Raw genomic sequence first — 23,688 nt, 5'->3', positions numbered from 1 at the left:
CGTGAGGTGGGCCTCACTTTGCCTTTCGGCCATCCCGACGTGGACGACCCATTCATCGCTGGGTAAGGTATGCCTAAGCTAAGCGGCGAAGCGCTGAGCGGGAACAGACGTTCTCAGGTACGTACCGGGCGGGTCCGGGGAGGAGTCCACTCTTTATGTGGGACGACGCTTTTCCTAGCTTTCTGATCGGGCTCAGAGAGGGACTCGAGGCCGGTCTGATCGTCTCGATCCTGGTCGCCACGCTGGTCCGCTCCGGACAGAAGTCCCGCCTGCCGCAGGTCTGGACGGGTGTGCTCGCCGCCATCGCGCTGGCCCTGAGCTTCGGTGCGGTGCTCACCTTCACCGCCGCCAACCTCTCGGGGACCGCGCAGGAGGCCTTCGGCGGCACGCTGAGCCTGATCGCGGTGGCCTTCGTCACCGCGATGGTGTTCTGGATGCGCCGCTCCGCCCGCTCGCTCTCCTCCGACATCCGCGAGAAGGTCGCCTCCGCCCTCACCATGGGCGGCGGGGTGCTCGTCCTCACCAGCTTCCTGGCCGTGGGCCGGGAGGGTCTGGAGACCTCGCTCTTCCTGTGGACCACCGCGCGCTCGGCGGGCGAGTCCACCGGCCCGGCGATCGGCGCCGCGGTCGGCCTGGTGCTGGCGGCGCTGCTCTGCTGGGGCCTGTACCGCCGGGTGCTGAAGATCAACCTGACCCGGTTCTTCACCTACACCGGCGCGGTGCTGATCGTGATCGCGGCCGGCGTGCTCAGCTACGGGCTGCGCGACCTTCAGGAGGGCGGCGTGCTGCCCGGCGTGCACGCCTACGCCTTCGACCTGAGCGGTTCGCTGGACGCCGGCTCCTGGTACGCCACGCTGGTGCAGGGCGTCTTCAACATCATGATCACCATGACCTGGCTGCAGGTCGCGGGGTATGTGGTCTACCTGGCGGTCGTGATGACGCTCTTCGTGCGCGGCCTGCGGGCCGCCGCGGCACCCAAGGCCGCGCCGGCGGCCGAGCCCGTCGCGGAGGTCGCGGAGGTTGCAGCGGTCGCGTCGAGCCGCAACCGCTGGCTGCTGCCCGCCGCCCTGGTGACCGTCCCGGCCGTGGTCGCCGTCGCGGTGATCGCCGCCAGCGGCGGCAAGCCGGCCGCCACCGCGACCGTCGCCGTCTCGGACGCGAAGGGCGACTGCGGAAAGGGTTTCAGCACGCCGCAGCCCGGCCAGCAGACCTTCCAGATGCACAACACCGGCGGCAAGACCTCCGAGGTCTACCTGGTCAACCCCACCACCAACGCGGTGTACGGCGAGATCGAGGGCCTGGCCCCCGGCACCACCCGTCCGCTGACCGCCACCATCGGCGCCGGCGACTACGCCTGGCGCTGCGTGCCCACCGGCGGCGACGCGGTCACCTCGGCCGCCGTCCACGTCAGCGGCGGAACGGCCGTCAAGGCGGTCGCCCCGGTCTCCGAGGACGACCTCAAGGCACCGCTGGCCGGCTACAAGGCCTACGTCCAGAGCGGCCTGGCCACCCTGCTGACGCAGACCCAGAAGCTGCAGGCCGACCTGCACACCGGCGACCTGGCCGCGGCCAAGGCCGACTGGCTCACCGCGCACCTGCAGTACTCCTCGCTGGGCGCCGCCTACGGCACCTTCGCCGACTTCGACAAGAAGATCAACGGCCGGGCCGACGGTCTGCCCGACGGCGTCAACGACAAGGACTTCAGCGGCTTCCACCGCCTGGAGTACGGCCTGTGGCACAACCAGGGGCCCGCCGAGCTGGCCCCGATCGCCGACCAGCTCTCCGCGGACGTGGACGGTCTCGGCAAGGCCTTCCCGACCCAGGACTTCGACCCGACCGACCTGCCGCTGCGCACCCACGAAATCCTGGAGAACGCCCTCCAGTTCGAGCTCACCGCCGACACCGACGAGGGCAGCGGCACCAACCTGGCCACCGTCCAGGCCAATCTGGCCGGCACCCAGGAGCTGCTGACCGTCCTGCAGCCGCTGATCCAGCAGCGTGACGCCGACGGGCTGGCCGTCATCAACGCCGAGATCGCGCGGGTGAGCGCCCTGCTGGCCGCCGCCCACCACGCCGACGGCAGCTGGACCCCGGTGCAGCAACTGGACCCGGCCACCCGCGCGCAGCTCAACGGCGCCACCGGCCAGCTGCTGGAAGACCTCGCCCCCGTCCCCGACCTTCTTGAGATCCGGAAGTCCGCCTGATGACCACCCAGAACGCAAGCAGCGGATCCTGCCCCTTCCCGCACGAGGCCCTGGCGGCCGCGAAGGCCGCCGAGGCGGCCGGCTGCCCGGCCGCCCCCGCGCGGCGCAGCTTCCTGGGTGCCGCTCTCGGCGTCGGCGCGGCCGGTGCCGCGCTGGCCGGCGGAGCCTTCGCGTTCGGCGGCTCGGACCGGGCGGACGCGGCCGAGCCGGCTGCGGCCGACCAGAGCGTGGCCTTCCACGGCGAGCACCAGGCCGGCATCCTCACCCCGGCGCCCAGCGCCGCCGCCTTCCTCTCCTTCGACGTGATCGCGACGGACCGCAAGGCGCTGGAGGACCTCTTCCACACGCTGACCGACCGGATCCGCTTCCTCACCTCCGGCGGCACCCCGCCGGACCTGGGCGTCGGCGCGCCGCCGTCCGACAACGGGATCCTCGGCCCGACCGTCCCCAGCGACAACCTGACCGTCACGGTCGGCGTCGGCGCCTCGCTCTTCGACGCCCGCTACGGCCTCGCCAAGGCCAAGCCGGTCAAGCTCGGCCCGATGAAGACCTTCCCCAACGACAACCTGCAGGCTGCCGAACTGCATGGCGACCTCTCGCTGCAGATCTGCGCCAACAGCCAGGACACCGTGCTGCACGCGCTGCGCGACATCGCGAAGCACACCCGGGGCGCGATGCAGGTGAAGTGGCGGATCGACGGCTTCCAGAACGCCCCGCGCCCGACCGGCGCGCAGCGCAACCTGCTGGGCTTCAAGGACGGCATCGCCAACCCGGACGTCAAGTCCGGGCGGGAGATGGACAAGCTGATCTGGGTCAAGGACGGCGGGGGCGAGCCCGCCTGGGCCACCGGCGGCAGCTACCAAGTACTGCGGATCATCCGGATGCTGGTCGAGTTCTGGGACCGGGTCTCGCTCGCCGAGCAGGAGAAGATGTTCGGCCGCCGCAAGGACACCGGCGCTCCGCTGGACGGCGCCAACGAGAGCGACATCCCCGACTACGCCAAGGACTCCAAGGGCGACGCGATCCCGCTGGACGCGCACATCCGGCTGGCCAACCCGCGGACCGACAAGACCGATGACTCGCGCATCCTGCGCCGCGGCTTCAACTACGACCGCGGCGTGGACAAGGTCGGCAACCTCGACATGGGCCTGGCCTTCTGCTGCTACCAGCAGGACGTCACGCGCCAGTTCGAGGCGACCCAGACCCGCCTGATCGACGAGCCGCTGGTCGACTACATCTCGCCCACCGGCGGCGGCTACTTCTTCGTGCTGCCGGGCGTGCGCGACGCCTCCGACTGGCTCGGCCGGGGCCTGTTCGCGGCGGTCTGACCAGCACTCGCTCCTGCCTGCCGGAGGCGTTGTCACAGGCAGGGGCGATGATGGGTCCCGTCAAAACCGCATCTCGACGGAAGGACCCGGGCGATGGCCGATCCGAACGCGCGCACGAGCTGGTGGCACCGGCCGCTGGTCGGCTTCGACCTGGAGACCACCGGCACCGATCCGGCGCAGTCACGGATCGTCACGGCGGCGCTCGTCGAGGCCGTCGGTGGCGAGCCGGTGCGCACCACCTGCTGGCTGCTCGACCCCGGGGTGCCGATACCCGCCGAGGCGCAGGCGATCCACGGGATCAGCGACGAGCAGGCGCGCACCCGGGGCAGACCGCCCGCCGAGGCGGTCGAGGAGATAGCCGCCGCGCTCTGCGCCCGGCTGGGCGAGGGCAGCCCGGTGGTGGCCTTCAACGCGCCGTTCGACCTGTCGCTGCTCGACGCCGAGCTGCGCCGCTACGAGCTGCCCGGCCTGGCCGAGCGCTTGGCGGGCCGCCAGGTGGTGCCGGTGCTGGACGCCCTGGTGATCGACCGCGCGGTGGACCGCTACCGCAAGGGCTCGCGCACCCTGCAGCGGGTCTGCGAGATATACGGGGTCGACCTGCTCGACGCGCATGACGCGGCGGCCGACGCGCTGGCCGCCGTCCGGGTCGCGGTCGCGCTCGGCGAGCGCTACCCGGGCCAGCTCGGCGAGTTGACGCTGGCCGCGCTGCACGAGCAGCAGGTGCACTGGTACCGCGAGTGGGCCGAGGGCCTGCAGGCCTGGCTGCGCAAGGACCGGGACCCGCTGGCGGTGGTCGACTCCCGGTGGCCGATGCGCTGACGCCAGGATGTGCCGACGCTAGCTCGGTTCGTCGAAGCGGGCCGCCGCCGCCCGGAGCAGCTCCAGCGAGTCCCGCGGTGACGAGGCGGCGGCCCGGACGTAGTCGTAGGAGCCGCGCAGGCGCGCCACGTTCTCCGGCCGGTCGATCAGGTGCCCGCCGAAGGCGCTCTCGACGCGCGCCATCGCCGGCCGGTCCGGGAAGGTCAGCAGGGTGAGGGGGCCCTCCATGGGCGGATGACCGGATTCGTAGGTCAGCACCTGGAGCACCAGCCGGCGGCGCTCCGCCAGCTCGACGAGACACCGCAGTTGGGCGGCCGTCACGGCGCGCGAGCCGATCGGGCGCATCAGGACGCTCTCGTCCAGGATCACCCACACCGTGGGCGGCGTCGGTCCCTCCAGCAACCGGCCCCGGGCGACCCGGCTTTGGACCAGCTCCTCGATCTCCTGCGCCGACCGGTCCGCCTGCGCCGCCCGGATGAGCGCGCGGGCGTAGGGCTCGGTCTGCAGCAGCGGCGGCACCAGGGTGGGCGCGTACTCGCTGATTGTCGCCGCCCGCCGCTGCAGGTCGGCGATCGGGAGGAAGTGGTCGGGCTCGGCCGGTCGGTCGGTCAGCGCCTGGCAGATCCGGGCGAAGCGGTTGCCGCTGCGCAGCTCGCGGTCGAACCTGATCGCCAGGTCGAGGGCGGGCCGGCGGCTGGCCGCCTCCAGCAGGCCGATGTACGACCCCGAGCAGAGCACCCGCCGGCCGAGCTCCTGCCGGGTCAGGCCCGCCACCTCGCGGTGCCGGCTCAACTCCGAGCCGAAGACCTCCCAGACGTTGTTGGACATCGCTGAACTCCTCTGCCTGACGGACCCGTTGTCCTGGGTTCTCGCCTGGCGAGCGTAGTGTGCGAGGTCTGCGCGAGGGGTGTGAACAGTGAGGATTCACTCGCACAGGGTGAGAAAAAGCGGAGGGGGCGTCAGCTCGCCGGGAAGTCGAAGGTGTAGCCCTGCTGGACCAGCCAGGGGAGCAACTGGGCCAGTGCGGCCACGGTCTGGCTGCGGTCGCCGCCGCCGTCGTGCATCAGGATGATCCCGCCGGGGTGCAGCTGCCGCTGGGCGGTGGCGACGATCGTGGCGACGCCCGGGCGGGACCAGTCGCGGGTGTCGACCGTCCAGCCGAGCGGGCGCAGGTCGTCCTGGACGGCGATCTGGCGGTTGTCGGCGCTGAAGTCGCCGCCGGGGGCGCGGAACCAGCTGACCTCGGTGCCCGGGCCGCCGGCCTTGGTGATCATGTCCTTGGCGGCGTCGATCTCGTAGACCTGCTTGTCGTGCGAGAGGGTGTGCATCGGCTGCGGGTGGTGCACGGTGTGGTCGCACAGGCGGTGGCCGGCGGCGCGGATGCGCTGCACGATCGCGGGGTCGCCGGCGGCCTGCGGGCCGATCTCGCAGAAGGTCGCCTTGGCGTGGTACTGGGCCAGCAGGTCGAGGATCTGCGCGGTGGCCGGGCCCGGGCCGTCGTCGAAGGTGAGGGCGACGGTGCGGCCGCCGGTCGCGGTGGAGTAGGCGATCGTCGGGCTGGGGGCGCCGACCGCGAGCACCGGAGCGGCGGCGGTGGTGGGCTGCGGGGGTGCGGGTGCGGGGGCGGGGTCGGCGGAGGCGGATGTGCCGGCCGAGGGGCGGGCACCGGCTGCCGCGCCGCCGGTCGACTGCGTCGGCCCGCAGGCGCAGGCGAGGGCGAGCGAGAGCACCGCCGCGCAGCCGGCGGTGGCGCGGCGAAGCAGGCGGCGGTGGGTGCCGTGGGTCGGCATGGCGGCGGCTCCTGGAGTGGTACGCGTCGCCCGGGGTGGATGCGACTGCCCTGTACGACGCCACTGTCTGACCGACAGTTCCGGTACGTTCATAGGAACTTCAGAGAATTCTCAGAGAACGTCAAAAGGCATACCAGCGGACTGTGCCATCCCCCTCGCGCAGTGAGGCGACCCGGCGGCGGAACTCGGCCAGGGCCGCCGGATTGCCCGGGGTCTGCTGGGCGACCCAGGAGGCGCTGGCCGTCTCGCGGGCGCCGCGCAGCACGGCGCAGCCGGACCAGTCGCGGACGTCCCAGCCGTAGGCGTCGGTGAAGGCGCGGTAGTCGGCGGCCGGGACGCCGTAGCGGTCGTGGCTGAGGGCGAGGACCACCAGGTCGTGCTCGCGCAGGTCGTCCGAGACGGTCTCCAGGTCGAGCAGGATCGGGCCGTCGGCGCCCAGGTGCACATTGCGCGGCAGCGCGTCGCCGTGGATCACGCCGGGGGTCAGCTGCGGTGTCAGGTCGGCCAGCTCGGCGGCGAAGCCGTCCCGGCGCCGACGTAGGAAGTCGGCGTCGGCCGGGTCGATGTGCCCTTCGGCGGCGCTCAGCCAGCGCTCCACCCCGGACAGCAGGTCGCGGCGCGGCAGCGCGACGGGCGGTGCGGGCAGCCGGTGCAGCGCGCGCAGCAGCGGCGCGAGGTCGGCCGGCCTGGCGGGGGCGATGGCGGGGGCCAGCCGGTGCCAGAAGGTGACGGGGTGTCCGTCCGCCGTCAGGGCCTGCGGCCGGTAGGCGCGGACCACCGGGATGCCCTGGCCGTCCAGCCAGCGCGCGACGGCGAGTTCACCGCGGGCCCGCTCGGCCAGCCCGGGACCGCGGCCGACCTTGGCGACCACGGCCGGGTCGCCCAGGTCGAAGACGGCGTTCTCGCCCAGCGCGATCAGCCGCGCGCCGCCCGGCTCGGGCAGCCCGGCCGCCGCGCAGGCGGTGGCCAGCAGGGCGCGGGCACGGGCCTCGTCGAAAAGGATCACCCGCCAAACGTACCGGCCGGGACCCGCGGTTGCGGGGCCCGGCCGGTCGCTGTGAGGGGGCGTCAGGCGGTGGTCAGCTGCTCGGCGTGGGCCGGGGACGGGGCTGGGGCTGCTGGGGCCGGGGGCTCGCTGTGCGAGAAGTCCGGGAGCCAGCCCAGCCAGCGGGGCAGGTACCAGTTGCGCTCGCCCAGCAGGCTCATCAGCGAGGGCAGCAGCACCCCGCGGATCACCGTGGCGTCCACCAGGACGGCGACCGCCAGGCCCACGCCCATCTGCTTCATGGACTGCATCGACAGCGTCCCGAAGACCGCGAAGACCGCGACCATGATGACCGCCGCACTGGTGACCACCCCGGCCGTCGAGCGGATGCCGTGGCTGATGGCGGCCGACGTGCTCAGACCGCGGTCGTGCGCCTCCTTGATCCGGGAGACCACGAAGACGTGGTAGTCCATGCTCAGCCCGAAGAGGATCACGAAGAGGAACAGCGGCACCCAGGACTCCACCGCGCCGACCCCGGCGGTGCCCAGCAGCGAGGCGCCCACCCCGTGCTGGAAGACCAGCGCGAGCACTCCGTACGCGGCGCCCACCGACAGCAGGTTGAGCACCACGGCGGTGACCGCGATCCCCAGGGAGCGGAACGAGGCGAGCATCAGCAGGAAGGCGAAGGCGACCACGAAGCCGAAGACCGGGAGCAGGCTGCCGGTCATCTGCTGGTTGAAGTCGTACGAGCCGGCCGTGCTGCCGGTCACCGGGGCCTCGGTGCCGGGCACGGTGAGCAGGGTGTGCGGGACCACGTCGGTGCGCAGGGTCTTCAGGGCCGCGACGCTGGCGGCGTCGTTGCCGCTGCCGTTGAGTGGGACGTCGATCAGGGCGACGTTCTGGGCGGCATGCACGGTGACGTCGATCGGCCCGTGCATCCTGCCGGTGGCCAGCGCCCGGGTCTCGAAGTCGGCGATCGCCTGCTTCATCGCGGGGGAGTTGATGTCGGCGGCCTTGACGACCACCGTGGCGGGGGAGGGGCTGCCGGGGAAGGCGGCCTGGATCCGGTTGGAGGTCTGCACCAGGGCGTTGCCCTTGGGCAGGTTCTGCTGGAACGTCAGGGTGGCGGTGTGCATGCCCACCAGCGGGCTCGCCAGGCCGAGCAGCAGGCCGCCGGCCAGCAGGGCGGCGGCGAGCGGGTGGCGCAGCACCGGGGTCAGCACGGCGTTCCAGACTCGGCCGCCGTTGCCGGTGTCGCGCTGCTTGAGCTTGTGCAGCAGTGGCACCCGGCCCTTGTCGACCCGGTCGCCGAGCATCGACAGCAGGGCGGGCAGCACGGTGAGCGAGCCGACCACCGCGGTGATCACCACGACGATGGTGGCGTAGGACATCGCCTGGAAGTCGCCGATCCCGGTCAGGAACATGCCCGCCATCGCGACCACCACGGTCACCCCGGAGACCAGCACGGCCCGTCCGGAGGTGGCGGCGGCGATCTGCAGGGCGGTCGCCGCGTCCCGGCCGGCCGCTCGCTCCTCGCGCTCGCGGCGCAGGTAGAAGAGGCAGTAGTCGACCCCGACGGCCAGGCCCACCAGCAGCATCACCGAGCTGGCGTCGTCGCTGGTGTGCAGGAAGCCGCTGCTCAGGGCGACCAGCCCGCCGGCCGCGATGAAGGCGGTCAGTGCCAGGCCGACCGGTAGTACGGCGGCGACCAGCGCGCCGAAGGCGATCAGCAGGATGCCGAGCGCGAGCGGCACGGCCGTCCACTCGGCGCTGGCGAAGTCGTTCTTGAACTGGTCCTGGCTCCACTTGTTCGCCGTCGCGTCACCGAACTCCTGCACGGTGAGGGAGGGGTTGGCCTGTTGCACCCTGGCCACCGAGGCGAGCACGGCCGGCACGTTGCGCACGGCGTCGTCCTGGGTGCCGGTCATCGCGAACTGCACCAGGGCGCTGTGCCGGTCGGCGGAGATCGCCCCGCTGTCGTAGGGCGAGCGGACGCCGGTGGCCTTGCCGCTGCCGTCCACCGCGGCCAGCACCTGCTGGACGGTGGCCCGGAACGCCGGGGCGTCCGCGGTCTGGGTGCCGCTCTGGACCAGGACGGTCTCGCCGGCCGGGCTCTTGAGGCCGGCGGCGTCCATGATCTGGGCGGCGCGGGCCACCTGGCCGGGCATGGACTCGGCGTCGGTGACCTGGGTGCTGCCGTGCATCCCCCCGAGGACGGCGGCGAGTACGACGAAGAGGAGCCAGCCGAAGACGGCCGTCTTGCGATGGCGGGCGCTCCAGGCGCCCATGGTGGCGGCCAGGCCCAGTTTTGATGACACGGGAGTTCTCCCCCAGGAGATGCGGCTAAGGGTGCGCGGCAAGTGCGGCCGACCGGTGCTCCGGCCTCGTAAAAGACACTAGGGATGGGGGAGTTGAGCGGTAATCCGGCCAGCGGGTGAGCCCACCCTGGGCCTTCCCCCAGCGCGGGGGTGGGGTTAACCCCAGGGTTGTCTCCGCCTTGGGGGCGGCGCGAACTCCACCCTGAGGGGGAGGGGTCTCCACCCGGAGTACGAGGTCAACTGGCACGCCCACAGGTCAGGATGGTCTAGGGGACGGCTGGACCGCCCCCTAGGGGAACAGTCGCGGGGGCCACAGTGGGGGTCACTTGCCGGTCGGCAAGTAAGAACCCGTAGGATGCTCCCGTTGTTCACTTACCTGCCGACCGGCTAAGGCGCTGCCGCCTCAGCCGGGTCACAGTCGTCGCCCGGCGTTCCGTCCCCCCAGGGCTGCGATGAGCCATGCCCAGGAGGCATCACAAGCATGTTCCATCGAATCGGGCAATTCGTCGTCCGTCGGGCCTGGTGGGTGATCGCCGCGTGGATCGTGGCGGCCATCGCCATCGTCGCCACCGCGCCGACGCTGACCGCGAACACGGACGAGAGCTCGTTCCTGCCGCGTCACTACGAGTCGATCCAGGCTGCGGATCTCCAGGCGAAGGCTTTCCCGGCCGCGTTCACGCCGTCCGCGATGCTGCTCTTCGAGCGCACCGACGGTGGCAACCTGGATGCTGCCGACCACGCCACCATGGAGAAGGTCGTCCAGGGGCTGACCGACAAGAAGATCAAGTACGTCCAGACCATCCTTCCGGTCGGCGACCGGTCGGTCTCCAAGGACGGCAAGTACGCGATCTCCTCGATCGGCTTCACGAAGGACGCTCCGCAGGGCCCGCCCACCGCGGACACCGCCAAGAGCCTGCGGGACGACGCCAAGGCGATAGCGGCCGGCAGTGACCTCAAGGTCCAGCTCGGCGGCCCGGCCGCGCAGCAGCTCGACCAGCAGGACTCCTCCAAGCTGGCCAACACCCTGATCGGTGTGGGCACGGTCGTCATCATCCTGCTGACGCTGTTCCTGATCTTCCGCAGCCCGCTCATCGCGCTGCTCCCGATCCTCTCGATCGTCATCTACTCGATGGTCGCCAACGGTCTGATCGCCGACGCCAGCAAGGCCTTCGGCCTCAATGCGGACAGCTCCTCCTCGGCCATCCTGATCGTCGTGCTCTTCGGTGTCGGGACGGACTACTTCCTCTTCCTGATGTTCCGCTACCGCGAACGCCTGCGAGCAGGCGACGACCGGAAGACCGCCGTGGTCAACGCGGTCGCCCGGGTCGGTGAGGCGATCGCCTCGGCGGCCGGTGCGGTCATCGTGGCCTTCAGCGTCCTGATCCTCTCCAGCCTCGGCATGTTCAAGGCACTCGGCCCGGAGCTGGCCATCGCGGTCTTCGTGACCGCGCTGGCCTCGATCACCCTGGTGCCGGCCGTGCTCTCGCTCCTCCCCGAGCGGGTGCTGTTCCGGCGGACCGTGATGTGGCTGCGCTGGGTCCCGCACTTCGTGGTCTCGATCCCGAAGGTGCGGCACTTCCGACTGAACCCGAGCTACTCCGACCTGCCGGGCTCGCTGATCCGCCGGCTGTGGTTGGTGCGTCGGCAGTTCTTCGCCGCCCGACCGCGCAAGACGTTCGCCGAGCCCTGGCTAGTCGAGCCCACCGGCGCTCGCTTCGCCGTGCTCGGCAGGACCGTCCAGCGCCGGCCGGGCTGGGCGGCCGTGGTCTCCGGCGGCCTGCTGGTCGTCCTCGCACTCGGCGCGTTCAGCTACAAGGGAACCTTTGACCTGGCTTCCGGTTCCATGCCGAAGACCAAGGAGTCGATGGTCGTCCAGAACACCGTCATGAGCGAGTTCTCGGCCGGAGCGTCGGCCCCCTCGCAGGTCTACCTGACCTCGACCAATGGCACGCCGCTCGACCCGGCCGCCTTCCCCGGCTACATCAACACGCTCAGCCAGGTGAAGGGCGTCGCCGCCGTCGCGCCGACGCCGACGGTGAGCAAGGACAAGCTGACCGCCGACTTCACCGTCACGCTGAAGGACGACCCGGCCTCCAATGCAGCGATCGACACCATCGGCGGTCTGCGCAGCGCGGCGCACAGCGCGGCGCCCCAGGGCTCCGAGGCGTACGTCGGCGGTATCACAGCCGTCTACAAGGACATCAACTCCGCGATGGCCCACGACTACTCGTTGGTCTTCCCGATCGCCGCTGTGCTGATCATGCTGATCCTCGGCCTGCTGCTGCGCAGTGCCGTCGCGCCCTGGTACCTGATGGCGGCCGTCGGCCTGGGCTTCGGAGCCACGGTGGGTGCCACCAGCCTGGTCTTCCTCAAGTTCCAGAGCCAGCAGGGCATCATGTTCATGCTGCCGATGTTCATCTACCTCTTCGTGGTGGCGATCGGCACGGACTACAACATCCTGATGATCGCCCGACTGCGGGAAGAGGCCCAGGAGGGCCACAGCCCCCGCGAGGCGGCCAGTCTCGCGATCCGGCACGGCGGCCCGACTGTCGCAGCTGCCGGCGGCATCCTGGCGGCGACCTTCGGGACCATGTGCTTCGCCGGGAACACCCTCTTCAGCGAGATCGGCTTCTCGGTGGCCTTCGGCATCGCGGTGTCGGCCTTCGTGATGGCGATGTTCTTCACTCCGGCGCTCACCGCGCTGCTCGGCCGCAAGGCCTGGTGGCCCGGCCACAACACGATCGAGGGCCACAGCGCCCCGGTCACGGCGGTGGGCGACTACCGCTACGAGGACGACGTGGAGCCCGCCGGGCTCCGCTGATCCACCTGCCGTACGGCGGGCCCGCACCCCGGTTGACCTGGGGGCGGGCCCGCCGTGCTGTTGCGGGCGGGGTGGCCGCCCGCGAAAATTATCCGATCAGTCCGGCCGTCGTCGTGCTACAGTCGACTCAGTTGCAGTTTTGGTTCCCATGAACGTTTGTGTGCACCTGCTGGTACCAACCAACAGGTGCATTTGTTTTGTCCGGTGTTATCTCCGGATGGGGATCGCGGCTACTTGAGGCCCGCGAGGTGCGGGTCTCGATGCCCCAGAATTTAGGAGACGGTTATGGCTACCGGCACCGTGAAGTGGTTCAACAGCGAAAAGGGCTTCGGCTTCATCGAGCAGGATGGTGGCGGCGCTGACGTGTTCGCCCACTACTCGAACATCCAGGCCAATGGCTTCCGCGAGCTCCTCGAGGGCCAGAAGGTCGAGTTCGACGTCACGCAGGGCCAGAAGGGCCCGCAGGCCGAGAACATTCGCGCCATCTGATTTTCCGGCATAACGCTGGAAAACGCACAACGCAAGCGAAGGCCCGTACCGCACGGTGCGGGCCTTCGCCCATGCCGCCGAACGGCCGGGGCGGCGCACTCTCCTGACGGCCGAAACCTCGCGTCACCGCTGGTGTGACCGCTCAGGATGGAGTTAGACGTATGACCGATCAAGCACGCCGTTCAACCGGTTCAACTGGTTCGACCGGCCGCGGCCGCCCCCGTACCGGTGGCAGTGCCTCCGGCAGCCGCAGCAGCTCGGGCGGGTTCAGCGACGCGCAGTCGCGGGCCGGCCGCAGCTCCGGTGGGCTGCGCGGCCAGAGCCAGGGACAGAGCCGCGGTCGCGGCGGTTCCGGCCAGAGCCGTACCCCCGAGGCCCCCGCAGACTTCGCCATCCCGGTCGGCACCCCCGCGCGTCCGCCGGCGGCCACCTTCGCCGAGCTGGAGATGCCCAAGGCACTGCTCAGCGCGCTGACCCGGGAGGGCGTCACCGAGCCGTTCCCGATCCAGTCCGCCACGCTGCCCGACGCGATCGCCGGGCGCGACGTGCTCGGCCGCGGCCGCACCGGCTCCGGCAAGACCCTCGCCTTCGGCCTCGCCGTCCTGGCCCGTACCAACGGCCGCCGGGCCGACGCCCGCAAGCCGCTGGCCCTGGTGCTGGTGCCCACCCGCGAGCTGGCCCAGCAGGTCACCGATGCGCTCACCCCGTACGCGACCTCCGTCAACCTGCGGATCGCCACCGTGGTCGGCGGCATGTCGATCACCCGGCAGGCGAACGCGCTGCGCCGCGGCGCCGAGATCCTGGTGGCCACCCCGGGCCGGCTCGACGACCTGATCAACCGCCAGGACGTCCGGCTCGACCAGGTGTCGATCACCGTCCTGGACGAGGCCGACCAGATGGCCGACATGGGCTTCCTGCCGCAGGTCACCAAGCTGCTCGAGCAGGTCGAGGAGAACGGGCAGCGGATGCTCTTCTCCGCGACCCTGGACCGCAACGTCGACCGGCTGGTCAAGCGCTTCCTGAGCGACCCGGTCACCCACTCGGTGGACCCCTCGCAGGGCGCGGTCACCACCATGGAGCACCACGTGCTCCACCTGGAGGCGGCCGACAAGGCCTCCGTCACCGCGCACGTCGCCTCCCGCGAGGGTCGCGTGATCATGTTCGTGCACACGAAGCACGGCGCCGACCGGCTGGCCAAGCAGCTGCTGGCCAGCGGCGTCAAGGCGGCCGCGCTGCACGGCGGCAAGTCCCAGCCGCAGCGCAACCGCACACTCGACCAGTTCCGCGACGGCAACGTCACCGCGCTGATCGCCACCAACGTCGCGGCCCGCGGCATCCACATCGACGGCCTGGACCTGGTCGTCAACGTGGACCCGCCGATCGACCACAAGGACTACCTGCACCGCGGCGGCCGTACCGCCCGGGCCGGCGAGTCGGGCACCGTGGTCACCCTGGTGCTGCCCGAGCAGCGCCGCGACATGACGAAGCTGATGTCCACCGCGGGCATCCGCCCGGTCACCACCAAGGTGCGCCCCGGCGACGCCGAGCTGAGCCGGATCACCGGCGCCCGTACGCCGTCCGGCGTCGCCGTGACGCTGGCCGTGGTGGCGGCTCCCGCTCCGGCTCCGAGCGCCAACCGCCGTCCGTCCGGCCCGCGTTCCACCCGCCCGACCGACGTGGACGCCAACGGCAACCCGCGCCGCCGCCGCCCCAAGCAGCGGATGGGCGCCGGTGCGGGTGGCGGTAGCGGCTCGGGCGCGCCGCGCCAGGCGGCCGGCTTCTCCGGCAAGGCGAGCAGCGGCGCCGCCCCCGGTACCGGCTCCAAGAGCGGCGGCAACTACGGCACCGGCCGCCAGCGCCGTCCCGCGCGCTGACGATCGCTTCTGCTTGAGGGCCCGCACGCTTCGGCGTGCGGGCCCTCGGCGTTTCTCGCGCTTTTATCCCATTCGACAACGACGGCGACGCTCTGCCAGGGTGCCCTGATGCGAACTCCTCGAAGCGCGGCTCGAACGGCGGTCCTGGCTCCGGACGGCGCGGTCTTCCTCCTGCGGTCCGACAACAGCGAGGTCGGCGTGCACTGGAACATGCCCGGCGGAGGGATCGAGCCGGGGGAGCGCCCCGAGGCGGCCGCGCGGCGTGAACTGGCCGAGGAGACCGGCTGGTTGGACGTCCCACCCGGCCCGCTGCTCTGCACCTGGGAGCACGACTTCACCTGGCACGGCACCCCGGTCCGCCAGCACGAGCACATCTTCCTCGGCCGGGGTCCACGCCGCGGCCCGCTCGGCGACGTGAGCGCGGCCCACGCGACGGACCACATCCTCGACTGGCGCTGGTGGACCCCCGCAGACCTCGCCGACCCGGCCGCCGACCCACTCTGGCCGCCGCACCTGCCGGCCCTGCTGGCCAACGTTCGGGAGAGCTGGCTGGCGGACGGCGGGCCCATCGACCCGGTGGCCCTCGGTTACGTCCCCAACTCCCGTTAGCGACAGCACTGGTGGCAGGGCCAGGCGTCGCGGTCGACGAGGGTGGGCCCGCCGGGTGTGACTGGGAAGTCGTAGGGGCCGACCTTGCGGAGCGTGGGGTTAGTCTCCTGGAGATGGAGAGTGCGGTCGGGCTGCGCCTGTTCTGAGCTGTGGGGGAACGAATGAGTAGGACCACACCGATCTGCTTCGGCGATGCCATGATCTGGGCCTACGACGTTGCGGTGGGTGTGCTGCTTGCCGAAGCCGTTCAGGTGGCCGGGGAAACGGCGGAGGCCCGGCGTCCGGACTGGTGGGGCGAGGTGGTCCAGGGCCTGCGGGTGAACGCGGTCGTGGGGAGTACCTTCGCGATCCTGCTGGACGAGTTCACCCCCGAGCAGCGGACGGCGCTGTTGGGATGGATCGACGAAGCGTGCACGCGCCTGACATCGCGCGGGGGCGTCACTGCTGCAGAAGCCTTGGAATGGGACGTCCTCGACGGGGAGACCGTCGATCTGCGGGGCGCCGAGCACGTGGCCGCCGAGCCGCTCGTCGAGTTGGGTCGTGCCATGGCCGAGCTGGTGGACGGCACCCTGCCGCCCGCCCCGGAGGGGTGCCACTGGTACTACGGGCAACCGTCCGGGCGGAGTGTCGTGTAGGGAAGGAGCATGACGCGGAATCGGCTAGGTTGCCTCGCGGTTCCGCCCTAAGGCAGACCTGACCGACGCGGGAGAGAGCTCACGTGACTCCTCCCCGCCCTAAGGGGACGGGGCTTCCTGTTACGCCGGGTTGGCGTCGCAGTGGACCAGCCCGGCCCGTAGAACGTTGATGGCACCCACCGTGTCCGCGTGGTCCGTGTGGCCACACCGTACGCAGTGGAACTTTGCCTGAGTGGTTCGGTTCTCCCCGGAGACGTGGCCACACGCGGGTTGTGGGCACGTCCGGGAGGTGTTGCGGGGGTCCACCGCGATAATCGTCCGGCCGGCGCTTGCAGCCTTGCTGGTGAGGATCGCGAGGAACACCCCCCAACCCGCATCTGTGATCGACTTGTTCAGCCCGGCCTTCGAGGCGGCACCATTGGGCAGGAAGCCGCCCGGCCGCGCGGGGTCCGGCTTTGGCTTCGGCGTCCGCACCATGTTGCTGATGCTCAGCTTCTCGTGCGCGATCAGATCGTGCCGGCGCACCAGGGTGAGGGCGGTCTTGTGCGCGTGGTCGAGCCGTTGGCGGCGGACCTTGCCGTGCAGGTCGGCGACCTTCTCGACGGCCCGGCGGTGCTTCTTGGCGCGCTTGTCCCGGCAAGCACGGGGGAAGGTGGCCAGGTGCCGCTGAGCCTGCGCGAGGGCCTCGGCGTTCTCCCGGCCGAAGCGCGGGTTGGAAACGAAGCCGCCGTTGGAGTCGGCGAGGAAATTGGCGATGCCCAGGTCGATGCCGACCACCGAACCGGTGGGTTCCAACGGTTCGGGCTTGGACTGCTCGGCGGTCAGCACCACGTACCAGCGCTTGCCCTCGCGCTTCACCGAGACGGTCTTGACCTTGCCGACCACCTGACGGTGCTGGTTGACCTTGACGTGCCCGACACCTTGGAACCGGACCCTGGGAGGGTGACCGGGCATCGAGTCCCACCGGCAGCCGTCCCCGTCCCTGGGGAAGTCCACCGTGTCGAACCAGTTCACGCCCCGGAAGCGCGGGTATCCGGGTTTCTCGCCGGACTTGACCCGACGGAAGAACGCGGCGAACGCCTTGTCCAGACGCCGAAGCGTCGCCTGCTGGCTGGAGAACGACCACCGGCCCTGGCGCTGCGGGTCGAACGCCCGAATGTCTTTGAGCTGCGCCGACTGCTGGCCGTACTTGACCGTCGTTTTCGAGGCGTGACGGTAGGCGTCGCGCCGTTCCTCCAAGGCCCCGTTGTAGAGCGAGCAGTGGTCGACCAGCATCGCGGCGAGGGCCTGGACCTGACGGGCGGTGGGTCGCATGAGGAACTTGTACGTACGGATCTGCGTGTCCAACGGGTCCACCCCCCTTTCTGGTCGCAGGTCACCTTAACAGCTGTCAAACTTGGCGGATGTCACCACGCTGGGAACCAGATCCTGATATCCGCCGGGGAAACCATGTCGTCTATCACCTGCACGCACACTTGGTGTTCGTCACCAAGTGCCGACGTGAGGTCTTCAACGACGAGATGCTGACGCGCTGCGAGGCGATCATGCGGGACGTATGCGAGAGCTTCGGTGCGGAGCTGCGGGAATTCAACGGCGAAGGCGATCACGTCCACCTGCTGGTGCACTACCCGCCGAAGGTCGCCCTGTCCAAGCTGGTCAACAGCCTCAAGGGCGTCAGCTCCCGCTACCTGCGGGCCGAGTACACCGGACGGATCAACCGCATCGGGACGGGCTCGGTGTTCTGGGCACCCTCGTACTTCGCGGGGTCCTGCGGCGGCGCGCCGCTAAGCATCGTGAAGGAGTACATCGAGAACCAGAAGCGGCCCGCCTGACGCTGCGCACCAGTCTTCGCAGCGAACTTCGCCGCTTCGCGGCTCCGGGCCAAGGATCGCATTCCCGCCCGGCCTGAAGGCCGGGATTCCCTGCGAAGATAGGGGGATGGCCATTGTCCACAACACCACTGTCACCCCGACCAAGCGGGAACTCCTCACCGAGTGGCTGCCGTCCCAGCCCTGGTATTCGGCGCACGCCGGGGCCCCGGAGCTGGTCAGGGGCGGCGGCTTCCGGTTGGACGACCCGGAGGGCGAGGTCGGGATCGAGTTCCTGGTCGTCGTCGACACCGCTGCCCCCGAGCACACGGCCTACCTGGTTCCGATGGGCTACCGCGGTGCCCCGCTCGAAGGTGCCTCCCGTGAGGCACTGGTCGGCACCTGCGAGCACGGGGTACTGGGCACCCGGTGGGTTTACGACGGTGTCCACGACCCGGTGGTGACCGCCCAGTTGCGGGCCCTGCTGCGCGGGCAGGCGGTGGCGCAGCACCAGGACGAGAGCGACACCCTCGACCCGACCGTCCGCGTCCACGGCACTGAGCACGACGCACACCACGACGCACAGCACGTCGAGATCCGGCGCGTCCTGAGGTCGGCGGAGGTCGATGAGGGGGCGCCCCGGCACCTCGTTGCCGGATGGACCTGGCCGGACGGAACCCCCGCGCGCGGGGTGTTCGCGACTACGACCCGGGAGTAGCGCGGCCTACTGGGCAGTTCAGGCTGCGGCAGCGGTGGCCACAGCGGCTGCGGCAGCGGCGGCGTCGTAGCGCTGCAGCAGGAGGCAGGCCAGCTCGGGGGCGGCGCCGAGGACGGGGGCCAGCACGTCGGCGTCGGCGTCGGTGGCTGCGGCGGCGATGCGGTCGGGGAGCAGTCCCGGCGCCAGCAGGTAGGGGGCGACCGCCGTCCGGGTGGCGCCGCGGGCGCGCAGCGCGGCCAGGGCGTCGGGGACGCGCGGGCCGCCGGCCGAGGCGTAGGCCACCTCCACGGCGGCCCAGCCGCGGGTGCGGCGCCACTGTTCGGCGAGCGCCCGGGTGGCGGCGTCGGCGGCGGGGTCGGAGGAGCCGGCCGCCGCGAGCACCACGCCCGTCCGGGCGCGCTCGGTGGCCGAGTGGACGGGCAGGCCGGCGTCGGCGAGCCGGCGGTCCAGCGCGTCGAGCAGCAGCGGTGAGGGCCCGAGCACGTCGGCCACGGGAAGCTCGCAGCCCGCCGCCAGCAGCGCCGCGGGGATGTCGTGCTTGGCGTGGAAGGCCCGGTTGAGCAGCAGCGGGACGGCCACCGCCGGCCGGCCCGCCAGTCGGCCCACCACCTGGGCGATGCGCGGCGCGCAGTGGTCGAGGTAGGCCGTGGCGAGGTCCGACTCCGGTCGGAGCAGCCGGACTTCGCAGGCCAGCGCCTCGACCGTGGCGGCGTGCCGGGGGTCGCGGCTGCCGTGGGCGATCAGGAGGAGGACAGGGGACATGGCTCAGCGGCCGGTGGCCAGCAGGCCGCGGCTGCGCAGCACGCGGCGTTCGATCGGCGAGAAGATCAGCAGGTCGATCGCCACACCGACCAGCAGGATCAGGATGATGCCGAGCAGCACGCCGGGCATGCTCATCCCCTCCCGCTGGTTCTCCAGGTAGCGGCCCAGGCCCAGGCCCAGATCCGGCGAGCTGGCGACCAGTTCGGCGGCCATCAGCGAGCGCCAGGAGAAGGCCCAGCCCTGCTTGAGGCCGGCCAGGTAGCCGGGCAGGGCGGCGGGCAGCAGGATGTGCCGCGCGTTGGAGATGCCGCTGGCGCCCAGGGTGCGTCCGGCGCGCAGGAAGAGCGGCGGCACCTGGTCGATGCCGGCCACCAGGCCGTTGGCGATCGAGGGCACCGCGCCCAGCAGGATCACCGCGTACATCATCGAGTCGTTGATGCCCAGCCAGATCACCGCGGCCGGCACCCAGGCGACCGAGGGCAGCGACTGCAGGCCCTGCAGGATCGGGCCGATCGCCGCGCGCACCGGCTTGACCCGGGCGACCAGCAGGCCGATCGGGGTGCCGATGGCGACCGCGGCGACGAAGCCGACGATGCCGCGCCACAGGCTGGTCCAGATGATCGAGAAGAGCGTCCCGGCGGTCCACAGGTCGTTCAGGCTGCTCCAGACGTTCGCCGGGCTGGGCAGGTTGTAGGAGGCGGTGACGTGCAGGCTGTACGTGAGCTGCCAGACGCCGAGCACCAGCAGCACGCCGATCAGCGGCGGCAGCGCCTTCTGGCGCAGCAGCTGGCCGATCGGGGCGCGCTGGATCTGCACGGAGTCCAGGGCGTCCAGGCCGGCCTCGACTCCGGTGAGGTCGTTGCGGGGAGGCGCGGCGGCGGTCTCAGTGCTGGCCATGGCGGCGGATCTCCCCACGCAGTTCTTCGGTGATCTCGACGGACAGGTCGGCCACGCCGGCCGACTCGATGCGACGCGGCTGCGGCAGGTCGATCTGCCACTCGCGGGCGACCCGGCCGGGCCGCGAGGAGAGCAGCACGACGCGCTGCGCGAGCCGCACCGCCTCGCGCACGTTGTGCGTGACGAACAGGACGGTGAGCTTGCGCTCGGCCCAGATCCGGGTGATCTCGTCGTGCAGCACGTCGCGGGTGATCGCGTCCAGCGCGGCGAACGGCTCGTCCATCAGCAGCACCCGGCTGCCCTGGGCGAGCGCGCGGGCCATCGCGACGCGCTGGCGCATGCCGCCGGAGAGCTCGTGCACCCGCTTGCCGTACGAGCCGCCCAGGCGCACCAGCTCCAGCAGGCGCTCGGCCTCGGGGCGGCGCTCGGCGCGGGCGACGCCGTTCAGCCGCAGCGCCAGCTCGATGTTGCGGCCGGCCGTCAGCCACGGGAAGAGCGCGTGCTCCTGGAACATCAGCGCGGGGCGCCCGGAGGGCACCTCGATCTCGCCGGCGGTGGGCTTGTCCAGCCCGGCGACGAGGTTGAGCAGGGTGGACTTGCCGCAGCCGGAGGCGCCGAGCAGGCAGAGGAACTCGCCCGGGGCGACGTCGAGGGTGATGTCGTCGAGCACCGGGTTGGCGGTGCCGGGACGGCCGAAGGACTTGTGCACGTGCGAGATCCGTACGGCGGGCGCATCGGTGGACGCGTCAGCGGGAGCAGGGACGTCGGCGGGCGTCGAGTCGGTCAGTGCCGTGCTCATGTGCGGGCACCTCCTGGCGTGTGTGTGGCGAGAAAGCTGAAGGGGGGCCGGGGGTCCGCCCCCGCCCGGTCCCTTGGATTGGGCATCGACCGGGACGGAGCGGGGGTGGACCACCGGAGCTACCGGGGTGGAACGGCGCGGGGGCCGCGGATCAGGAGGTGCCGAGCCCGTCGGCGGAGACGGCCGGTTGGCCGGCCGCCTTGAGCACCTTGTTGAGCAGGGTGAGGTCGTAGATTCCGGAGATGTTCGGCTTCTTCAGCAGCCCGGCGGTGACCGCGTGGTCGGCCTCGGCCTGCAGGGTGCCGGCCAGCGGGTCGTCCAGGAACTGGATGCCGGCCCACGCGGGGTCGAGCACCGCCGGGGGCAGCGAGCTGCCGCCGGCCGCCTTGATGGCGTCGTTGGCGTCCTGCTCGGCCTTGGCCGGGTTGGCCTTGATGAACGCGTTGGTGTTCACCGAGCCGCGCAGCACGGCCTCCACCACGTCCGGGTGGGCGGTCAGGAACTTCTGCGAGACGACGAGGTTGGTGATCACGAACTGCTTGTTGGGCCAGAGGTCGCTCTCGTCGAGCAGCACCTTGGCTCCCTTGGCCACCAGCGCGGAGGCGGTGGGCTCGGGCACCCAGGCGCCGTCGATGGCGCCGGAGGTGTAGGCGTCCGGGGTGACCTTGTTGTCGGTGCGGATCACCGAGACATCGCCCTTGCCGGACTGGGGGTCCTCCTTGAAGCCCTTCCCCGCAAGGTAGTTGAGCAGTGCCACGTCCTGGGTGTTGCCCAGCTGCGGGGTGGCGATCTTCTTGCCCTTGAGGTCGTCCAGCGAGGTGATCTTCGCCGGGTTGACCACCAGCTTGACGCCGCCGGAGGCCGAGCCGCCGATGATCTTCAGGTCCTGGCCCTGCGACTGCACATAGCCGTTGATCGCGGGCGAGGGGCCCACCCAGCCGATGTCGATCGAGCCGGCGTTCAGCGCCTCGATCTCCGCCGGGCCGGCGTTGAAGACCTGCGGCTTGATCTGGGTGGCGCCCAACTCCTTCTGGAACAGGCCCTCCTGGAGGCCGACCAGGGCGGTGCCGTGGGTCAGGTTGGCGAAGTAGCCGATCTTGACGCTGTCCGTGGAGAGCTTGGTGCCCGAGGGGTTGGCGGCCGGGATGCCGCTCGCCTGGTCGCCGCTCTTGGAGCCGTAACCGCTGCACGCGCTCAGCAGGGCGACGGCGGTCAGGCCGGCGGCCGCGGCGATCAGCGACCGTCTGGCCCGACCGGCGCCGGGGCGGGTGGGCGTATGCGTGGATGCCTGGGTGGATGCCATGGGAGGTCGTCCTCTGCGGGAGCGGGCTGGGGTGGTGGTCGTTGGTGCTGCAAGCCGGGCACCGTCTGTGGAAGACGGCGGGTCCGGTGACAGGTCGTCAGACGCCCTGTCCGCACGCACATCGGGTCATGCCGCCCTGGCCGCTGCCCAGGACGCCGCTGCCGATGCGGCCGCCTTCCTTGTCCATGCCGGAGAACGCCTCGCCGGACATCAGACCCAGTCCTCCTCGAACGCGTCGGGGATCGCCGCCACGGCGGTGCCCAGCGTCCCGCCGGCCATACCGGCGGTGAGCGTGGTGCCGTCGGCCGGGTCGATCAGCAGGAACGAGCCGGTGCGGCGGTTGGCGGTGTAGTCGTCCAGCGCCAGCGGCTCGGCGGTGCGCAGCACCACGTGGCCGATGTCGTTGACGTTCAACTCCTGGGAGCCGGTGCGCTGTTCGAGGCTGTCGATGTCGATCCGGTAGGAGATCTCCTTGACCAGCGCGCGCACCGTGCGGGTGGTGTGCTTGAGCAGCACCTTGTCGCCGGCGCGCAGCGGCCGCTCGTGCAGGTGGCAGACGGTGGCCTCGATGTCTTTGGTGGCCGGGGCCACCGGGCCCGAGGCGATCAGGTCGCCGCGTGAGATGTCGATGTCCTCGCTGAGGCGGACGGTGACCGACTGCGGGGCGAAGGCGATGCCGGTGTCGCTGCCGAGCACGTCGATGCCCGCCACCGTGGTGGTCCGCCCCGAGGGCAGCACGGTGACGGTGTCGCCGGTGCGCAGCACGCCGGAGGCCAACTGGCCCGCGTAGCCCCGGTAGTCGCGGAACTCACCGGACTGCGGGCGGATCACGTACTGGACCGGGAAGCGGGCCGGTTCGTCGCCCGAGGCGCCGGCCACCTGCACCGTCTCCAGGTGCTCCAGCAGGGTCGGGCCGCCGTACCAGTCCATGTGGGCGGAGGGCTCGACGACGTTGTCGCCGGCCAGTGCCGAGATCGGGATCGCGGTGATGTCGCCGATGCCGAGCGAGGCCGCGTAGGCGGTGAACTCGGCGGCGATGGCCGCGAAGACGGGCTCGGCGTAGTCGGTCAGGTCCATCTTGTTGACGGCCAGTACGACGTGCGGCACGCGCAGCAGCGCGGCGACGGCGGCGTGCCGGCGGGTCTGCTCGACGACGCCGTTGCGGGCGTCGACCAGCACCACGGCCAGCTCGGCGGTGGAGGCGCCGGTGACCATGTTGCGGGTGTACTGCACGTGACCGGGGGTGTCGGCGAGGATGAACCGCCGCTTGGGGGTGGCGAAGTAGCGGTAGGCGACGTCGATGGTGATGCCCTGCTCGCGCTCGGCGCGCAGGCCGTCGGTGAGCAGCGCCAGGTCCGGGACGTCCTGGCCGCGCTTGCGCGAGGCGTGCTCGACGGCCTCCAGCTGGTCGGACAGCACGGACTTGGAGTCGTGCAGCAGGCGGCCGACCAGGGTGGACTTGCCGTCGTCGACGGAGCCGGCGGTGGCGAAGCGCAGCAGCGAGGTGGTCTCGATGGTGGTGCTCATGG

At 71.3% G+C, this 23,688-nt stretch carries 20 protein-coding genes; 10 read left to right on the top strand and 10 right to left on the bottom strand.

Annotation, left to right across the window (positions count from 1 at the left end; translation table 11 throughout):
* Positions 1 to 155 precede the first annotated feature (155 nt).
* The 3 genes from efeU (at position 156) to P3T34_RS10495 (ending at position 4,351) form a co-directional block, all read left to right on the top strand.
* Positions 156 to 2,204 (top strand): iron uptake transporter permease EfeU, encoded by a 2,049-nt coding sequence (gene efeU / locus P3T34_RS10505; RefSeq protein ID WP_280665753.1) that lies wholly within the window; start codon positions 156 to 158, stop codon positions 2,202 to 2,204.
* Positions 2,204 to 3,532: an iron uptake transporter deferrochelatase/peroxidase subunit gene (efeB, locus tag P3T34_RS10500; RefSeq protein WP_280665752.1), complete on the top strand. Its 1,329-nt coding sequence runs from the start codon at positions 2,204 to 2,206 to the stop codon at positions 3,530 to 3,532. The genes efeU and efeB overlap by 1 nt, the downstream gene beginning before the upstream one ends.
* Positions 3,533 to 3,625: 93 nt before the next feature.
* Positions 3,626 to 4,351 (top strand): exonuclease domain-containing protein, encoded by a 726-nt coding sequence (locus tag P3T34_RS10495; RefSeq protein ID WP_280665751.1) that lies wholly within the window; start codon positions 3,626 to 3,628, stop codon positions 4,349 to 4,351.
* 18 nt (positions 4,352 to 4,369) lie between these two features.
* On the opposite strand, the gene P3T34_RS10490 is transcribed toward P3T34_RS10495, so the two are convergent.
* The 4 genes from P3T34_RS10490 to P3T34_RS10475 form a co-directional block, all read right to left on the bottom strand.
* Positions 4,370 to 5,179: a helix-turn-helix transcriptional regulator gene (locus tag P3T34_RS10490; protein ID WP_280665750.1), complete on the bottom strand. Its 810-nt coding sequence runs from the start codon at positions 5,177 to 5,179 to the stop codon at positions 4,370 to 4,372.
* Between the two features lie 131 nt (positions 5,180 to 5,310).
* The gene (locus P3T34_RS10485) at positions 5,311 to 6,141 is read right to left on the bottom strand and encodes a polysaccharide deacetylase family protein (protein ID WP_280665749.1); all 831 of its coding nucleotides are present in this window, start codon (positions 6,139 to 6,141) and stop codon (positions 5,311 to 5,313) included.
* A 121-nt stretch (positions 6,142 to 6,262) separates the two neighbouring features.
* On the bottom strand, positions 6,263 to 7,144 hold the full coding sequence (locus P3T34_RS10480; RefSeq protein ID WP_280671944.1) for an aminoglycoside phosphotransferase family protein: 882 nt from the start codon (positions 7,142 to 7,144) through the stop codon (positions 6,263 to 6,265).
* 65 nt (positions 7,145 to 7,209) lie between these two features.
* Positions 7,210 to 9,414 (bottom strand): MMPL family transporter, encoded by a 2,205-nt coding sequence (locus P3T34_RS10475; RefSeq protein WP_280671942.1) that lies wholly within the window; start codon positions 9,412 to 9,414, stop codon positions 7,210 to 7,212.
* 511 nt (positions 9,415 to 9,925) lie between these two features.
* On the opposite strand from P3T34_RS10475, the gene P3T34_RS10470 reads away from it, so the two are divergent.
* The 5 genes from P3T34_RS10470 (at position 9,926) to P3T34_RS10450 (ending at position 15,872) form a co-directional block, all read left to right on the top strand.
* The gene (locus P3T34_RS10470; protein ID WP_280665748.1) at positions 9,926 to 12,265 is read left to right on the top strand and encodes an MMPL family transporter; all 2,340 of its coding nucleotides are present in this window, start codon (positions 9,926 to 9,928) and stop codon (positions 12,263 to 12,265) included.
* A gap of 285 nt (positions 12,266 to 12,550) precedes the next feature.
* Complete coding sequence (locus tag P3T34_RS10465) at positions 12,551 to 12,754, top strand: cold-shock protein (protein WP_035805324.1); 204 nt, start codon at positions 12,551 to 12,553, stop codon at positions 12,752 to 12,754.
* 161 nt (positions 12,755 to 12,915) lie between these two features.
* Positions 12,916 to 14,628 (top strand): DEAD/DEAH box helicase, encoded by a 1,713-nt coding sequence (locus P3T34_RS10460; protein WP_280665747.1) that lies wholly within the window; start codon positions 12,916 to 12,918, stop codon positions 14,626 to 14,628.
* A gap of 108 nt (positions 14,629 to 14,736) precedes the next feature.
* The gene (locus tag P3T34_RS10455) at positions 14,737 to 15,237 is read left to right on the top strand and encodes an NUDIX domain-containing protein (RefSeq protein WP_280665746.1); all 501 of its coding nucleotides are present in this window, start codon (positions 14,737 to 14,739) and stop codon (positions 15,235 to 15,237) included.
* A 161-nt stretch (positions 15,238 to 15,398) separates the two neighbouring features.
* Complete coding sequence (locus P3T34_RS10450) at positions 15,399 to 15,872, top strand: hypothetical protein (RefSeq protein WP_280665745.1); 474 nt, start codon at positions 15,399 to 15,401, stop codon at positions 15,870 to 15,872.
* A gap of 120 nt (positions 15,873 to 15,992) precedes the next feature.
* Here the strand turns inward: P3T34_RS10450 and P3T34_RS10445 are convergent, their stop codons facing one another.
* Entirely contained in the window at positions 15,993 to 17,186 is a 1,194-nt protein-coding gene (locus P3T34_RS10445) for a transposase (RefSeq protein WP_280665744.1), read from the bottom strand.
* 89 nt (positions 17,187 to 17,275) lie between these two features.
* Between P3T34_RS10445 and tnpA the strand changes: the two genes are divergently transcribed.
* Together tnpA and P3T34_RS10435 are read left to right on the top strand one after the other, a co-directional pair.
* Positions 17,276 to 17,704 (top strand): IS200/IS605 family transposase, encoded by a 429-nt coding sequence (gene tnpA / locus P3T34_RS10440; protein ID WP_280665743.1) that lies wholly within the window; start codon positions 17,276 to 17,278, stop codon positions 17,702 to 17,704.
* 106 nt (positions 17,705 to 17,810) lie between these two features.
* Positions 17,811 to 18,398, top strand: a complete 588-nt coding sequence (locus tag P3T34_RS10435) for a 1,4-alpha-glucan branching protein (protein WP_280665742.1) — start codon at positions 17,811 to 17,813, stop codon at positions 18,396 to 18,398.
* A gap of 18 nt (positions 18,399 to 18,416) precedes the next feature.
* On the opposite strand, the gene P3T34_RS10430 is transcribed toward P3T34_RS10435, so the two are convergent.
* From P3T34_RS10430 to P3T34_RS10410, 5 genes are all read right to left on the bottom strand, one after another.
* Entirely contained in the window at positions 18,417 to 19,160 is a 744-nt protein-coding gene (locus P3T34_RS10430; RefSeq protein ID WP_280665741.1) for a CbiX/SirB N-terminal domain-containing protein, read from the bottom strand.
* Between the two features lie 3 nt (positions 19,161 to 19,163).
* Positions 19,164 to 20,057 (bottom strand): ABC transporter permease, encoded by an 894-nt coding sequence (locus P3T34_RS10425; RefSeq protein ID WP_280665740.1) that lies wholly within the window; start codon positions 20,055 to 20,057, stop codon positions 19,164 to 19,166.
* A complete protein-coding gene (locus P3T34_RS10420) occupies positions 20,044 to 20,856 on the bottom strand; it encodes an ABC transporter ATP-binding protein (protein ID WP_280665739.1) in 813 nt (270 codons plus the stop codon). The genes P3T34_RS10425 and P3T34_RS10420 overlap by 14 nt, the downstream gene beginning before the upstream one ends.
* Positions 20,857 to 21,007: 151 nt before the next feature.
* Positions 21,008 to 22,159: an aliphatic sulfonate ABC transporter substrate-binding protein gene (locus P3T34_RS10415; protein ID WP_280665738.1), complete on the bottom strand. Its 1,152-nt coding sequence runs from the start codon at positions 22,157 to 22,159 to the stop codon at positions 21,008 to 21,010.
* Between the two features lie 210 nt (positions 22,160 to 22,369).
* On the bottom strand, positions 22,370 to 23,686 hold the full coding sequence (locus tag P3T34_RS10410; RefSeq protein WP_280665737.1) for a GTP-binding protein: 1,317 nt from the start codon (positions 23,684 to 23,686) through the stop codon (positions 22,370 to 22,372).
* Between the last annotated feature and the right edge of the window lie 2 nt (positions 23,687 to 23,688).

The sequence above is a fragment of the Kitasatospora sp. MAP12-44 genome (assembly GCF_029892095.1).
In the GTDB taxonomy this organism is placed as follows: domain Bacteria; phylum Actinomycetota; class Actinomycetes; order Streptomycetales; family Streptomycetaceae; genus Kitasatospora.
The sequence above is the reverse complement of the archived record's forward strand: the minus strand, read 5'-3'. Positions and strand labels throughout refer to the sequence as shown.